Annotated in this window: 14 protein-coding genes and 1 pseudogene; 9 read left to right on the top strand and 6 right to left on the bottom strand. The window is 64.3% G+C overall.

Translation table 11 applies throughout. The features are described from left to right. Position 1: 1 nt before the first annotated feature. The 9 genes and pseudogenes from ASE49_RS18875 to ASE49_RS11420 all read left to right on the top strand — a co-directional run. Positions 2-558 (top strand): annotated as a pseudogene (locus ASE49_RS18875) (maleate cis-trans isomerase family protein); the annotation flags it as partial. Positions 559-738: 180 nt separating this feature from the next. Beyond that, positions 739-882 carry a hypothetical protein gene (locus ASE49_RS18940; RefSeq protein WP_442945991.1) on the top strand — a complete coding sequence of 48 codons (144 nt, stop codon included), beginning with the start codon at positions 739-741 and terminating at the stop codon, positions 880-882. Positions 883-1,086: 204 nt separating this feature from the next. Next, a complete protein-coding gene (locus ASE49_RS11450) occupies positions 1,087-1,362 on the top strand; it encodes a hypothetical protein (RefSeq protein ID WP_056772112.1) in 276 nt (91 codons plus the stop codon). Continuing rightward, complete coding sequence (locus ASE49_RS11445) at positions 1,359-2,513, top strand: class I SAM-dependent methyltransferase (protein ID WP_056772110.1); 1,155 nt, start codon at positions 1,359-1,361, stop codon at positions 2,511-2,513. The genes ASE49_RS11450 and ASE49_RS11445 overlap by 4 nt, the downstream gene beginning before the upstream one ends. Before the next feature lie 380 nt (positions 2,514-2,893). Next, on the top strand, positions 2,894-5,044 hold the full coding sequence (locus ASE49_RS11440; protein ID WP_235522951.1) for a TonB-dependent receptor: 2,151 nt from the start codon (positions 2,894-2,896) through the stop codon (positions 5,042-5,044). Between the two features lie 81 nt (positions 5,045-5,125). Continuing rightward, complete coding sequence (locus tag ASE49_RS11435) at positions 5,126-6,151, top strand: alpha/beta hydrolase (protein ID WP_056772107.1); 1,026 nt, start codon at positions 5,126-5,128, stop codon at positions 6,149-6,151. 140 nt (positions 6,152-6,291) lie between these two features. Beyond that, positions 6,292-6,876: an ureidoglycolate lyase gene (locus tag ASE49_RS11430; protein WP_056772104.1), complete on the top strand. Its 585-nt coding sequence runs from the start codon at positions 6,292-6,294 to the stop codon at positions 6,874-6,876. 7 nt (positions 6,877-6,883) lie between these two features. Beyond that, the gene (locus tag ASE49_RS11425; protein WP_056772416.1) at positions 6,884-7,240 is read left to right on the top strand and encodes a hypothetical protein; all 357 of its coding nucleotides are present in this window, start codon (positions 6,884-6,886) and stop codon (positions 7,238-7,240) included. A 55-nt stretch (positions 7,241-7,295) separates the two neighbouring features. Beyond that, positions 7,296-8,480 carry a class I SAM-dependent methyltransferase gene (locus ASE49_RS11420; protein ID WP_056772101.1) on the top strand — a complete coding sequence of 395 codons (1,185 nt, stop codon included), beginning with the start codon at positions 7,296-7,298 and terminating at the stop codon, positions 8,478-8,480. A gap of 40 nt (positions 8,481-8,520) precedes the next feature. Here the strand turns inward: ASE49_RS11420 and ASE49_RS11415 are convergent, their stop codons facing one another. From ASE49_RS11415 to ASE49_RS11390, 6 genes are all read right to left on the bottom strand, one after another. Next, positions 8,521-9,483 carry an alpha/beta fold hydrolase gene (locus ASE49_RS11415; protein WP_082456415.1) on the bottom strand — a complete coding sequence of 321 codons (963 nt, stop codon included), beginning with the start codon at positions 9,481-9,483 and terminating at the stop codon, positions 8,521-8,523. A gap of 115 nt (positions 9,484-9,598) precedes the next feature. Then, on the bottom strand, positions 9,599-10,975 hold the full coding sequence (locus tag ASE49_RS11410) for an MFS transporter (protein WP_082456436.1): 1,377 nt from the start codon (positions 10,973-10,975) through the stop codon (positions 9,599-9,601). A 26-nt stretch (positions 10,976-11,001) separates the two neighbouring features. After that, entirely contained in the window at positions 11,002-12,018 is a 1,017-nt protein-coding gene (locus ASE49_RS11405; RefSeq protein WP_056772094.1) for a phosphotransferase enzyme family protein, read from the bottom strand. Further along, entirely contained in the window at positions 11,987-12,820 is an 834-nt protein-coding gene (locus tag ASE49_RS11400) for an alpha/beta fold hydrolase (RefSeq protein WP_056772092.1), read from the bottom strand. The genes ASE49_RS11405 and ASE49_RS11400 overlap by 32 nt, the downstream gene beginning before the upstream one ends. 92 nt (positions 12,821-12,912) lie before the next feature. After that, positions 12,913-14,313: an MFS transporter gene (locus ASE49_RS11395; RefSeq protein ID WP_056772084.1), complete on the bottom strand. Its 1,401-nt coding sequence runs from the start codon at positions 14,311-14,313 to the stop codon at positions 12,913-12,915. Further along, positions 14,313-15,191 carry an alpha/beta fold hydrolase gene (locus ASE49_RS11390; protein ID WP_056772080.1) on the bottom strand — a complete coding sequence of 293 codons (879 nt, stop codon included), beginning with the start codon at positions 15,189-15,191 and terminating at the stop codon, positions 14,313-14,315. The genes ASE49_RS11395 and ASE49_RS11390 overlap by 1 nt, the downstream gene beginning before the upstream one ends. Between the last annotated feature and the right edge of the window lie 54 nt (positions 15,192-15,245).

Below are 15,245 nucleotides of genomic sequence, written 5' to 3'. Positions count from 1 at the left end.
GATGACCGACGTTCTGGGTTGGCGAAAGCTGATGGGGGTGATTGCGCCTTCGACCAATACCGTGGTCCAGCCTGACATGGAGCGCATGCGGCCCAGCGGCGTCACCAACCATTTTTCGCGGATCTACGTCGAGGATCCGGTGGCGCTGTCGAACGARGATTTTATCGCCGGCACCACCGCGATCGCCGCGAACACGCTGGATGCGGTGCGCTCGGTGATGACGTGCCGCCCCGATTACCTGGTGCTGGGCATGTCGGCGATCACCTTCTACGGCGGCGTGGAGGGTAGCCGCGTGTGGAAGCGGCAGGTCRAGGATCTCGCCGGGGTCGGCGCATCGACCGGCGCGGAGTCGGTTGCCGCCGCGCTCCACGCCTATGGCGCCAGGACGGTCAGCTTCGTGTCGCCGTACTATCCGGTCGCCAATGCCGAAGTGCGCAATTTTCTGGAGGAATCCGGCTTCACCGTGAAGCGGGACGCGGCGCTGGAGTGCAAGCGCTGGACCGATATCGCCAAAGTGACGCCTGACACCTTGCGCGACGTGATCGCCCACCTCGATGGNGAACAGGCTCAAACGCTGCTGGAGGCCGTCGCGGCTTCACCGTGAAGCGGGACGCGGCGCTGGAGTGCAAGCGCTGGACCGATATCGCCAAAGTGACGCCTGACACCTTGCGCGACGTGATCGCCCACCTCGATGGAGACGACGTCGACGCGATCGTGCAGGTCGGCACCAACCTCTCGATGGTCGATCTGGCAGCCGAATACGAAGCGAAACTGGCCAAGCCGGTCATCGCCATCAACACCGCGACATACTGGCACGCCCTGCGCGCCGTCGGCATCACCGACAAAATCAAGGGCATGGGACGCCTGTTGAACGAATTTTGAACGTCCCAAGCCGCCACCCCGCGCCGGCGAAATTCTCGGATCACCGATGAATTTGCCGTTCCGCACGACCACATGGGACAATACTGTTATCGTTTGCAGGGTCACCGCACCCGGCCAGATGCCTCAGGAGCCTGATACCCGATGACCCGATCGACATTGCCTCGCACGCCCAAACGTCTTGATGCGATTGACGGCGGCCGGCCGATGGATGAACAATTGCTGGCGATGATCGTCGGCCTGACATCCGAAGTGACGATACTGCGGGCCCGCCTCGATTCGTGCGAACGTCTGCTTGCCGCAACGGGGGCCTTGCCGGCCGGCGCGGTGGATGGCTTCGAGCCGGACGATCAGGCATCCGTGGAACGCGAAGGTTTGCGACGCGCGACGCTGCAGAAGGTTTTTCGCCCCTTGCGCGAAGCGGCGCTAGCGGAACTTGCCCAGACCGAACAAAAGTTTGCCGACGAGGACCTTGCGCGATGAGCGACCAAATTTCCGAACGCCGCCAGCAGTTCGACCACCCGTTGATCGCGGTTCCCAGTCATGACGAATTGACTGAGCAGTTGTTCGTCCGCGATCTCAAACTCTACGTCATGGGCGAGATCGAGCCGGTTCAGGCGCGCATTGCCGCAGCGGAGCAGCGCGGGGCGCGCGCAACGGGCGGAAACGATGGCGCCGGCGCGCTGCGTGCCCGGATGGCCCAGCACGAAAGTTTCGGCACCTGGCTGTCGCTGAAGCGCGAATCGCAGCGGCAGTTGTGGTCAAGCGTGGCCGCCAGCGTGGAGCGGCAGGCAGATCAGCTCGAACAGCTGGCTGACATCGCCGCCCCGCTGGGTTCGGTGCGGACCGATCCCGGTTTCGTGCCGCCCGACTATATCCAGCGCGGCGATATTCACCTTATGCCGGGCGGCAACGCGCATGATGACGGCTCGATCCTGCAGGGTGCGGTCATGGACCGGGGCGGGGCGGTTTACATGCTGGGTCGCAACGGCGGCATGCTGAACGACCTGCGCGGCCAGACGGCGATGGCGCATGTGCTGACGCGCTTCCCGGACCTTGCGCCCCGCCGTATCCTCGACATGGGCTGCGGCATCGGCACCAGCACGGTTCCCGCCGCCACCTGCTTCCCCGACGCCGAAGTGCACGGCATCGACGTTGGCGCATCCATGCTGCGCTATGCCCATGCCCGGGCCGAGCACTTGGGCGCCGCGGTTCATTTCTCGCAGCAGTCTGCTGAGCGGACCGACTTCGCGGACGGCAGCTTCGATCTCGTTTTCAGCTGCGTGATGTTCCACGAGACGTCGCAAGCGGCGAGCATGGCCATCATCGCCGAGAGCCGCCGCCTGCTGCGACCCGGCGGCGTGGCCGTGCACCTGGAGGTGCCGTTGCTGCACGACAATCAGGATGCCTGGGTCGAACTGTCGGGCGAACTGGAAGCCCAGTACAATAACGAGCCGAACTGGCATGGCGCTCTCACTGCGGATTACCGTTCGTTGTTCGAGGCGGCGGGCTTCAACGCGGTTGAAACCGGCTACCAGGCCACCAGCCCGGCGGCACGCCAGGGGCCGTTCCGCTTTGGCCCTGAAAGCGAGGGTGTGTTCCGCTCGTGGTTCGTCGCTTCCGGCGTCGCCTGACCTGAAAACCCGAAAGTGAAGCAGCGCCCGTCATTGCGAAATGACGGTGTTGTAATGCGATCAGGTGAGACGATGGAGCTTTGCGCGATCATCGCTTAGCCGCGCCTTTATGTGGCCCTGTGAGGCGCGGCGACATTCCTTGCGATGGCTGCAGGCGAAATCCCGCAGGAACGTCCTGATCCACGCCCGTTTCTATCCGCCCTTCGGTGAACTGGTCCTTCGCTGCGTGCCGTGTGCCTTCGGCAAGGCATCCTTGCCTCATAAGGCGCAGCCCCGATGCAAGCGGCGCGCACAGCTTGGGGGAATGCTTCGTACGCTCGCCCGAAAGGGCCGAGCGGCGGAACAAAGGCTGGTTCAGGGGTAGATCGGAAATGTTTCGTATGAAGAAGAAGTCCGTCGCGTGCCGCCTCGTGCGAACGAGCGTGCTTGGCGTCGCCCCGATGATGATGGCAGTGTCGGCTAACGCACAAACCGTACCTGCTGCCCAGCAGTCCGAGACGAGCGAGGGCGCGTTCGGCGACATCGTGGTCAGCGCCCAGCGTACCGATCAGCGCCTGCAGGATGTCCCTATTTCGGTAACCGCTATCACGGCTGACGAAATCGAAACCCGGCAGGTTCTGTCCGCAACGGACATTGGCCGGCTTGCCCCGAACGTCAACCTGACGTCGGTTACCGGCGGCTCGGCCGGACTGACGGCTTACATCCGCGGTGGCGGCGTCACCGATGGCGGCTACATCATGTCCGAGCCGGAAGTCGCGCTCTACGTGAACGACGTCTACAACGCGCGCATGCAGGCGGCCTTGCTTGACTTCGCGGAGATCGAGCGGATCGAAGTGCTGCGCGGGCCACAGGGCGTGCTCTATGGCCGCAATGCGGCGGCGGGCGCGGTCAACATCATCACCAAGAAGCCCGCCGACACGCTGACGGGCAACGTTCAGGTCGGTTACGGCACTTGGAACGAGCGGCGGGTGAAAGGCTATCTTTCGGTCCCGCTAAGCGCTGACGGCAAGTGGGCCGCCTCGATCAACGGAATCGTGCGCGCGCGGGATGGCGGGCGCCAGTACGACGCCACGCTGGACCGCAAGGTGGGCAACGAGGATTTCCAGGGCGGCCAGTTCGACCTTGCGTACAAGGGCTCTGTGGTCAAAGCGCGGCTGAACCTGTTTTATTTGCATCTGAAGACCGACGGTCAGTACGCCAGCAACACCATCGTCAATGACGAAGGCAAGACCGTACCGCTTTCCGGATCGTATCGCACGGTGCTCTCGCCGTTTCCGTCTTATACGCGCGTCACGCAGAAAGGGGGCTCGCTGCGCCTTTCGGCTGACTACCCGGGCGGAACACTTACCTCGATTACCGCGTACTCGCGGCTCAAGGATTCGTGGGCACAGGATTTTTCGGGCGGTGTCTATCCGGCGATGATCGGCGCGCCGGGCGACGAACCGCTTGCGCTCTACACGCGCGAAAGCGGCTCGAAGTCCTGGCAGGCCAGCCAGGAAACCCAGGCCGCAGGTGTGCTGGGTGATGACCTGGTGAATTACGTCGTGGGGCTTTACTATTTCCACGAGCAAGGCAACCAGAACATTGATTCGGTCATCTTCTTCGCACCCGCGGCGACCCGCTTTCGCGCTTCCACCGATGCCTGGGCGGGCTACGGCCAGTTCACCGTCAACGTCACCGACCGGCTCTCGCTGGTCGCGGGCGGACGCTACACGCTGGAGGACAAGTCCCTCGATGCGACGGTGAGCGGACAACCGGCGGTCAGCCGCGACCACTACGAGAAATTCACGCCCAAGTTCGGCGTCAACTTCAAGGCCGCGCCGGACATATTGCTCTACGGTTCTTACACCGTGGGCTTCAAGTCCGGCGGCTACAACGGGCTGGCCTCCACCGCCGCCCAGCTTGCCGATGCCTACCGCCCGGAAACCACAAAGGCCTGGGAAGCCGGCATCAAGGCCGACATCGGACGCACGCTGCGCGGATCGCTCGCGGGCTTCGTCAACAAGATTACCGATCGGCAGGAAACCGTGAACCTCAACGATGGCGGCTTCCTGGTCGAGAACTATAACGTGCGTATCGCCGGGATAGAGGCGGAACTGGCATGGCGGCCGGTCATGGGTCTGCAGTTCTGGGGCAACGGATCGGTGAATTGGGGCAAATACCTGTCCACCGATTCTACCGTGGCTTCGCTGATCGGCAACGATCCGCCCTCGCTGCCAAAGTACCAAGGGACGATCGGCTTCGACTATTCGATGCCGGTGGCATCCGGTACCGCCAAGCTGGGTGCTGACCTGGCACTTCGCGACCAGTACTACGCCACGCCGGATAACCTGGAGGTGGGCCACGTCAAGTCGACGCAGCTCGTCAATGCTTACGCCGGGTTCGATACCGGCCCCTGGAGCTTCCAGATCGCCGGCAAGAATCTGTTCAACCAGATCTACTGGACGACCGGCTTCGGTTTTTCGGTGATCAACCCGCGCTTCATGGCCAATCCGCGCACGGTGCTGGGCACGGTCAAGTACAGCTTCTGATTATCGCGGGAGGGGGAAGGGCGCAGGCACGGTCTCGCATCTTCCCCATAAAAACGCAGACGCAACTTGAAGGACTTTTGCATGCGCCATCGCTTCACCATTGCGTTGCTTGCGGCCATTTGCACGACGCCAGTCGCGGCTGCGGCGCCGGCATTGCAACCGACGGCCTTGGGCGCCGCACCTGCGGGTATCGCCGCAGACGGCGTTCGCGTGCTGGCGCCCGTAGCCGTCTGGCCGAAGGGCGCGCCTGAAGAAGCGGGCTGGCCTGGCAAGGCTGCTGTTTCTGTGCGCGAGGAAGTGCGGGAAAATGGCAACCTCTTCAACGTCACTGTGCCAAGCTATCAGGCGTTCCTCCCGCCGCCGGGCAAAGCGACCGGGGCGGCGGTCATCCTTGCGCCCGGTGGCGGCTTCCGGCTGCTCGCCATGAAGACCGAGGGCGTGGACGTGGCGCAATGGCTGGCCGCGCACGGCGTCGCCGCGTTCGTGCTGAAGTATCGGTTGATCCAGACGCCGCCGGGTGAAACCAACGAAGCGATGCGCAAGCGCGTCAACGCTACGCTGGCCCCGGGCGTCGGCGGAAACCCCGGCGTTGTGGACGGGTTGGAAGCCCTGCGGACTATCCGGGGGCGCGCATCTGAATACGGGATCGATCCCAAGCGTATCGGCGTGGCGGGATTTTCAGCCGGTGGCCACGTTGCGGGGATGATGGCCCTGGCCCCGAACATCGCGGACCGCCCCGCGTTCGCAGGCTTGATCTACGGGATGCCATTCACCGCGCCCCTGCCAGCTATACCCCCGGCAAACCTGCCTTTCCCGCCAGGCACGCCGAAAGAACCCTGGCTGCAGCCGACGGCCACGCCCGCACCCGAACGCCTGCCACCGCTGTTCATGGCGCAGGCGCAGGATGACGTGGTCGTCGGCATGGGTTTTCGCACCTTTTATGAGGCGCTCTATGCTGCCGGCTACCGCCCCGAAGTCCACCTCTACCAGCGCGGCGGGCACGGGTTTGGGGCGCGGTTCATCGGCGGCACGACTGACCACTGGCTTGACGAGTTTGTGTGGTGGCTGGACGGTGAAGGCATGACTAAGCCGCGCCGCGAGCGGTAACGTCGTGCTTGCCTATCCGACCAGCGATCAAACGGCTCTGTTTTTCCCAGAAGTATCAATGCAGGCGCATGATCGTGATTGACGGGACCCTGCGCGATGACTTGCGTGGATGACAGGGCGACAATTCAGGCAGGGCAAGGATGACCAAGGACAACCCCGTTCGCGAATGTACGGTAATCGACCTCGTGGTCGAGCCGGCCAGCGCCGAGGCATTGGCGCCATTCGGAGCGATCATCGGCCGCGATGCGCCGGTGACGCCGATCGCCGTGGATTTCTACAAGGGTGCGGTCAAGATGAGCTACCCGGCCCGCTTTGTGAGCGAGCATCCCGTAGAGGTGACGCTGGCGCAGATGGATCGGCGGCCGGGCGAAGTGCGCTATATGGAGCGGCATTTCCAGCATACCCAGGCGTTCCTGCCGCTGGGCGGAAAGCCCTTCATCGCGGTGATGGCGCCGCCGGGCGCGGGCGATCTGCCGGACATCTCGCAGGTTCGTGCCTTCCGGTTCGACGGTTCGGCCGGTTTCGCGATGCATCTGGGCACCTGGCACGAGTTTCCTTTCGCTCTTGAGGACGGCACCGACCTGGTCGTCATCCTGTCGAGCCAGACCGGCTACGATCTGAAGGGCAAGGATGCGATCACCGAGGAGGCCCACGGTCCCGACCTCGACAAGAAGGACATCGTGGCCCGCACCGGCAACGTGTTCCGTTTCGAACTGATGGAGTGACGTGACGATGGCAGAGCGCATCAATCTCGATCGCAAGGCGCGGTCGAAGGGGAGCCAGCCAACCGTGTTCGACGACGCCACGACCGATGCACTGGCCGGGCTGGTGCTGGCGCTTCTGGGCGAAGTGGTGGTGCTGAAGGATCGGCTCGACGCGAACGAGCGGCTGCTGGCGGCAGCGGGCTTGCACGGGCCGGCGGATGTCGACACCTTTGCGCCTGATGAGGCGGCACGCGCGTATCGCAGCGTCTATCGGCAGGGCATTTACGACCGGGTCCTGGGAACCGCGCGTGACAAGCTGACGCCGGAAGCGCTTGCTGACCAGCATGACTATGAAGGCGTGCTTGAGGCCGTGACCCGCCCCTGACGCGCGGGCCGTCGATACAGGTAATACCGACCCCCCACGGGAGCGAAAAGACGACATGGAACAATACCGCCAGGAACATTTCGGCCACGCCGTGATGCCGCAGTCCAACCACGATGAGCAGGCGATGGAAGACCATTTCCTTGCCATGCGCGCCTGGACCAACCGGAACATGGACCCGCTCGACCGGCGCCTTCTCGACGAAGTGATCGTGCCCGCCATCCAGAAAAAGTCCGGCGCCAGGCCGACTTCCAGCGTGCAGGTACGACAGGCGCTGGAGGCGCATCCGCTGCACCGCTACTGGCTCACCCTCTCGCTGTTCTACCAGGACCGCATCTGGGTGACGCTGGACGGCGCAATCGATCGCCAGTTCGATGATCTGGCGGCCAGGATCGAAGCGCAGGTGGCTGCACCCCGGGGCAGCCTGCGGCTCAACCCCGATCTGGAAATTCCACGCTATATCTCTGCCTTCGACCATCACCGGATGCCGGGCAGCTATGTTGTCGATACCGCGCAGGACGATTTCCGCGCCGGCGCCTTGTATGACCGCTTTGCCTCGACATACCTGCGCAACCTTAACGGTGGCTGGAAGAACGATGGGCGCGGGCATACGCTGGCCAGCCACGTCCAGGATTTCTATCCTGACTTCAAGCCGAAGCGCATCCTCGATCTCGGCTGTTCGGTGGGTCATTCGACAGTCGCAATCGCGCAGGCATTTCCCGATGCAGAGGTCTTCGCGGTGGACGTGGGCGCACCGATGCTGCGCTACGGACACGCTCGCGCCGAAGCGATGGGCGCCGCAATCCATTTCAGCCAGCAGGATGCCGAACACACCGACTTTGCGGATGGGAGCTTCGACCTCGTCTGCTCATCCGCAGTCTTGCACGAAACATCGACCAAGGGGATGCGCGGCATCTTCAAGGAATGCCACCGTCTGCTGCGCGATGGCGGGGTGATGTGCCACGTGGATGTGCCGCCGCGCCACGAACATATGTCGCTGTGGGACCAGATGCGCTGCGACTTCGAAAGCCATTACAACAACGAGCCGTTCATGACCTCGCTCGCGCGCACTGACTGGACCAAGGTTGCGGTGGACGCCGGATTCGATCCGGACGAGGTGCTGGTCGGCTATCGCAAGGGCACTTTCTTTCTCAAGCCCGACCGGGAGGACTTCTATACCGAGGGGCATCCCGAAGGCCGCGCGATGATCGGCAGCTGGTACGCCTGCTCGGCACAGAAATAAGCGAAAGCATCGCCCCCGGCCAAGGTCGGGGGCGACACGCTTACCGGCCGGTTACGCGCTTCAGAAACGGCATGACCCGTTCGAGCGCGCGGCCTGGACAGTCGAGCGGCATCATGTGCCCGCAGCTTGCCACGACATCCAGCGACTTGTCCTTGCTTGCCAGCAGCTGCAGCGCCTGCCGCCCGTCGCGATCGGCGGGCGTCTCGTGGTCCTGCGCACCCCACAGAAGCAGCGTCGGCGCTGTAATACGGCTGAGATCGCCGGGCGTGCGCGCAAAGGACGAAGACGCCGCCGCCGCCTTGCCGATAGCCGGATCACGCAGCATGCGGTTGTTAAGGTCGGTCCACTGGCGCACCAGCGCCGGCGTGACGCGCGCTGTATCGACCACGTTGGCCAGGATGATCTGGCGCCAGAACTCTTGCGAGTGCCAGGTGGGGTGTTTCATGTCCTGCGCCACTGCGGCCTTGAGCGCGGCTGATCCACGGTTCGGATCGAACTTGAGCGGCCCGGCGGCGATGTTGTTGAGCACCACGCCGCGGATACGCTGGGGGCGCGCGGCCACATAGGCGGCAGCCGGCAGGCCGGCGCTGGACGTCGCGACGATGACGAAGCGCTGAATGCGCAGCTTGTCCATCAACCCGTCAATCACCCGGATGCGATGATCAATCGAATAGTCGCTGGTGGGGCTTGGGCCGGACAGGCCGGCGGGCGACTGATCGTAGCGGACCACCCGGTAATGGCGGGACAGCTTTTCCGTCCACGCGTCCCACTGGCGCAGGCTGGCGAACGAGCCATGCAGCAGCAGGATGGCAGGGCCTTTGCCTTGCGCCACGTAATGGACGGTCTCGCCGTCGATCTCGGCGAACTGCGAGGCGGGCAGGGCATAGCGGCTTCGCAGCGTTGCGTCGTCCGGCAGGGCGGGTGCGTCCTCAATCGCGGCTATGGCAGGCGAGGCGGTGAGGGATGCCAGCAGACAGGCGAGAGCGAGCATTGGTTTGGTCATCGGTTGCCCTTCTTGCGCGTCGCCTGAAAAGCGAAGCGGCCGCGCCAGATTTTCCTGACGCGGCCGGTATCGCAAGTGCCCTGCGCGAGAATGACCGATTGGCGGCCTTCGCGGTTCAGCGCGGCGTTTCACCGATCAGCAGCATGGCGCATTCGCCGTCCCCACGCTCCACCGCGCGGCGCATCGCCCGGCGGGCCATGGCGTAAAGCCCGGCGGCGATGAGCAGGAACGGCGCGCAGACGAACGCGATCGACCAGCCGACTTGTGCCGGATCATGCAGCACACGTTCGGTGAAACTGGCAACCATCAGCGGGCCCAAGCTGGCGCCCAGGATCGTGTTGAGCACCAGCGTCAAGGCGATGGAGCTGCCGCGCATGCGCGCCGGGACCACCGACTGCAGCGTTGCGAACATGACCGTGCCGATCACCGAGAACACGGCGTTCGACGAGGCGACCAGAACGGTGGCGGCATGCAATTCGCCCGCCAGCACCGCCAGCACTGAAGGCAGCGCAAACACCGGGGCGATGGCCAGGATTGCGAAGCGCTTCATCGTGTGCCCCGACCGCATCGAGCGATCCAGCAGGGTTCCGCCGATCAACGGGCCGATGGCGGAAAACAGGATCGAGAGTGGGCCCAGCCACTTGCCCAGGAATGCCGGCGTGGCCCCGTAGGCGCGCATCAGCATCGTGGGTGCCCACGACGATGCGCCGTACGCCACGACGAAGGCGGTGGCGAAACCGAAGTACAAGGGCAGCAGCACCGCCTTGTTGCGCCAAAGATAGGCAGCCTCCGCTGCGCCCGGCGTGCGGGCAGGACCTTGCGCCGCCTGCATATGGCGCGCAGGTTCGCGCGTGAACAGCAGCAGGCCGACTGCAACGATCAGTCCGGTCGATCCGAACACCACGAAAACGATCCGCCACGGGACCAGGTGGCCAAGCAGCGGCACCCCTAGAAACGCACCGGCGCCCGCAGCCGTGACCAGCAGGCCGGTGAGGGAAATCGCAATGCCGTTGGCGAGGCCTTGGCCCATCATGTAGACCGAGATGGGGCGGCCGCGCCGTTCGGGGGCGAAGAGGTCGGCAATGAGCGAGATCGCCGCCGGACCCAGCGCCGCTTCGCCCAGGCCGACCATCAGGCGGCCGGTGAACAGCCACCCGAATGTCTGGGCAAGCCCGCTGCCGATCGTTGCCACGCTCCACAGCGCAATGCCGGCAACGATCAGGTTGCGGCGCGGAACGCGGTCTGCCAGCAGACCCATGGGCAGGCCCATGAACGCGTAGAACAGTCCGAAGGCGAAGCCCTGCAGCAGCCCGACCTGCTCGTCGCTGATGCTGAGATCCTGGCGGACGGGATCGACCAGGATGTTCAGCGCCGCCCGGTCGATGACCGACAGAATCCCGGCCAGGAACAGCATCCCGACCATGATCCATGCCGAGCGTGGATTGGGCCAGCTGCGGGCAGCGGCCGAAACCGCCGTCGGGGCATCGGGCATATCGCGCGCCACCGGACCAGCCACGGTCAGAGCAGGCCGCAGGCGCGGGCGCGGGTCTTCACGTAGTCGCCCAGCCAGTCGAGATTACGGAAGCGCAGCGTGCCGCGTCCCACCGCTGTCGAGCTATGCGCCATGCCAGCGATCAGGCGCAGGGCCTTGGCCATCAGGAACAGCTCGATGTTGTCCTTTTCTTCCGAGGTGAAGGGGCGCACGGATTCGTAGCCCTTCTCGAACGCTTCGCCGATCTTGGGGTCGAAGCCGTAGAACAGGTTGCCCCACACGAAGTTCTGGACATCCTGCATCAGGAAATCCTCGCCCGCCGCGTCGAAATCCAGCAGCGTGATCTTGCCGTCTTCATCGACGTGCACGTTGCTGGGGTGGAAGTCACGGTGGCAGACGCCGAGCGGGACCTTGCCCGAAGCAGCCAGTTCGTCGAGCCGCTTGTCAAGATTGGCAGCGATGATCGGGTAATCGTGCAGGTCGTCCGGACGATCGTACACGAAGTCGATCAGCGCGGGCATGCAGATGTTGTAGTCCTTGGCCGTATCGGTCGAGAACTGGTGGTCCCGTCCGGCCCATTCATAGCCGTGAAGGTGCATTTCGGCCATGGCCGCGCCAATGCGGAAGGCGGTTTCTTCGGACAATCGGTCGCCGAACTTCACGCCGGGCGCCCAGTCGTAAAGGGCAATCGCGCGCTCGCCTTCGGGCGATGCGACCTTGAAGTACAACGCGCCGTCATGCTGGGGCACGCCAACCGAGGCGGCAAAGCCCTGCTGGCGCAGATAATCAAGGAAATCCAGCTCGTAAGCTACGTCATCGACGTCGCGGTACGTCTTGCGCCAGACGCGCAGGGCATACTTTGTGGTCTCATCCTGAACGAGATAGACGTCGTTCATGCCGCGATAGAGCAGGAAGCACGTCAGTTCGCCATTGATCGGATACCGGCGCGCGACTTCGCGGGCGATGAAATCGGGGTGAAGGACCGAGTGCGAGACCTCGGCAATGGGAAGCTCAGAGGCCGTCAAGGAAGTCACGCAGTTCATTGGCAATTCGCTCCGGTGCAATATCGAAAATGTCTTTGTTGAGGTCGAGAAGTTCCACCGTCGTGCAGGACGGCATGCGGCCAGCGGCCTGCTTGGAGATTTCCAGCAGATCCTCGGCTGTCTGGATGAGCACGGCAGGCTGGGTGACCAGCCCCAGGCGGGAGAAATCCCATGCCCATACGCCGGTATAGGCCCAGGTGAAGCGGTGTAGGACGCGCGCCTTGTCCGCGAAGTTCCAGATCGCCTTATCAAGCGACTGCCGCGGGTCGCGATCGACCACGATGTAACCCCACAACCGGCCAAGCAGACCCAGGATGACGTCGCCGCTTTCGTCCGGTTCCGGGAAATGTGTGGCTTCGTCCAGCTTCTTCGCCAGCGTTTCGGCATCGAACATCGGGATGCCTGTAAGACCCAATGCCCGAACGCGGTCGGGGCGGGCAATCGCCAGTTCGCACGAGAGCAGCGTTCCGGTGTGAAAGCCGTAAAGATCGACCATACCGTCAAGCACGCCGGCGGCAGCCAGGGCATCCAGCCCGTCGGAGAACGCCGCCGCATAGCCGGCCATGCCCGGCGGTGCGGGGGGCGCGTCGGACATGCCGTAGCCGGGCGTGTCGAACGAAACTACCAGCCGGTCCCGTGCGAGTTCGCGGATCAGGGCCTCGTACTCGTACCCCGAAGAGGGGTTTTGGTGCAGCAGCACGATCGGAACGTGGCCGCCAGTTACCTCTCCGGCGATGCGATAATGCATCTGGCCGTAGCGGCAGGTGGTGTATGCGCGGCTGATGACGGGCGTTTGGGTCATGGGAACACGATGCTCTTAGTGTGTTGGAAACCGTCTTGTCGAACACGGACTCTCCGCGCAGCGGCGAGTCCAGCGGCCAACCGCAACGGGTACTAGGTCGCCGTGTCGCCCAGGCCTTCCGGGGTTGCCAGGCGGGTGGCTGCGAGTTTGTCTTCGTCAAGGTCGTAGGCCCACAGGAACAAGCCGTTGATGGCGAACATGGCGGACGGAATGACCGCAAAGCCCATCTTGAGCGCCAGCATCGCGCTTGCTGGCTGCAGGACCAGCGCGCCGCCGGTGGTCGGAACGTAGCCCAGGGCATGAAGGAACAGTCCCAGCACGGCAACGCCCAGCGCGAAGCTGACCTTCTCGATCACCGCGATCGCGCTCGATAGCAGGCCCTCTCGCGCCTCGCCGCTCAGCAGGCGATCGTAGGCCTGGGTGTCGCCAAGCATGGAGATCGACATCAGGATGATCGCGCCTGATCCAAGCCCGCCGAAAACGCCGCGCGCAGCGATGCCCAGGTTGGTGATTGACTGGTCGGCCAGCAGCCAGCTGAGCGTGGTGAGGCAGAAAATCATGACACCGATCAGGTACGTGCGACGCTTGCCGATGGTCCTGCCGGTCCACACCCAAAGCGGCATGGCAAGCGCGGTGACCACGTTCTGGACGACGGCGAAGACGATCTGCCCATCGTAGCCCACCTTCAGCACGTTGAGCATGAACAGCAGCATGGTGGACGCGACCGAGGCGAACGATAGGAACTGGAAGACCTTGGCGCCCAGCAGCATCATGAACGGGCGGTTGCGCGCAATGGCCCGCATCTGCGCAAAGCCGGGGAGGTGCTTGCCGGCGACAGGGGCGGTGCCGTGCTGGACGGGCACGGAGAGCACGGTTCCGGTCATGCTGCCGCCGATGATCAGCGCCATGACGACGCCCATCGTCGCGAAACCGGATCGTCCGCCCCCGCCGCTCTGGATCAGCCAGGCGGTGCCTGCCATGGCCAGCAACTGGCCGATCGACACGAACACGGTGCGAAAAGAGATGAGGCGGGTGCGTTCATGGAAGCCATCGGTCAATTCCGACGGCAGCGCCATGTAAGGCACGTTGAATAGCGAATAGGCGGTGGAATAGATCACCAGACCCGCCACCATCCATACCATCAGCGCGCCCTGGCCCATCATCGGCGGGGCGAACAGCATCAGGAACGCGACCACCGAAAGCAGCGCGCCGCCCAGCATGAACGGCTTGCGGCGGCCCCAGCGCGTGCGGGCCCGGTCCGACATGCTGCCGACGGCAACGTCGATCACCGCGTCCGCGAGTTTGGAGATCATCAGCAGATAGCCTGCGATCTCGGGCGACTGGCCCAGCACCGTGGACATCAGCGCGGGGAAATACGTCGTCACGGTGTTGAGCATGATCGACACGCCCACGGTGCCGACGCCAAAGCCCAGGCAGGTGCGCATGCTGATGCGCGCCTGCGGGGCGGCATGCGGGAAAACCGGCGTCTTCATCATGCGTCCTTTTCCAGGAATGCGCCGATCGCCAGTGCGCGCGCGCTGGCCGATCCGGCGGTCGTTGCCGCCTGGCCGTCGGCCAGCAGCCCCAGCGCCGTATCCACCGAAGCATTGAGCAGGGCCAGTTCGGTTTCCGGCTTGAGCAGCAGCGTAGGCGCGGCGATGGCGGGCATGCGTTCGAATGCGCGATACCGGAAGGCGGCGATGTATGGCTTGGAATATGTGTCCAGCGCCTTCAACACGTCCAGCGTGATGCGGTGCAGGATTTGCGGCGGCGGCATGCCCACGGCCAGCCGATGCTCTGCATCCTGCAGGAAATGCGGGAAGAACAGCGCCTGGTCGCGGCAGAAATTGAAAGCCCAGATCAGGTGGCGACCGTAAGCGTCAGGTTCCACCACCGGAGCATAGTTTGCGATGACCGCGTCGCGCAGATCGTCGGCATATTCGGTGATGCCGTCAAGCACAAGCCGGCGCACCCGTGCAGGATATCCCGCCGCCAGTTCGCAGGCGATACGCGCCCCGGTGTGCGTGCCATAGGCATCCACCGCGCCAAGGCCGAGGGCGGCGCAGAGCCGGTCCATCGATCCGGCAAAATAGGCGATGTCAGGCTCAGCCGGGGAGGGTGCGACCGAGTCGCCGTTGCCCAGCGTGTCCGGCGCGATGATTTCGCCCAGGCGCCCTGCTGCGCGCAGTTCCAGCATCAGGTCCTGCATGAACCATGAGGACGCGGGCGATGCGTGCAGAAGAAGGACGGGCGTGTGGCCCGGCTCGGCGGCGGGCAGGCGGCGCATGTGCACCTGGCCTTCCTCGATCCTGACGAAGGCGCGTTCTATGGCGTTGCCGCTGTCTGCAAGGTGGGGGTCTGGCTTGCTCATGTGCCGCAGACCTACCGCGCAGCGCGCGTCGCGGCCCCCTGCAGGAAAACTTGA

This window comes from Novosphingobium sp. Leaf2 (assembly GCF_001421325.1).
GTDB lineage: Bacteria > Pseudomonadota > Alphaproteobacteria > Sphingomonadales > Sphingomonadaceae > Novosphingobium.
This window is presented reverse-complemented; position numbering and strand designations above follow the sequence as displayed.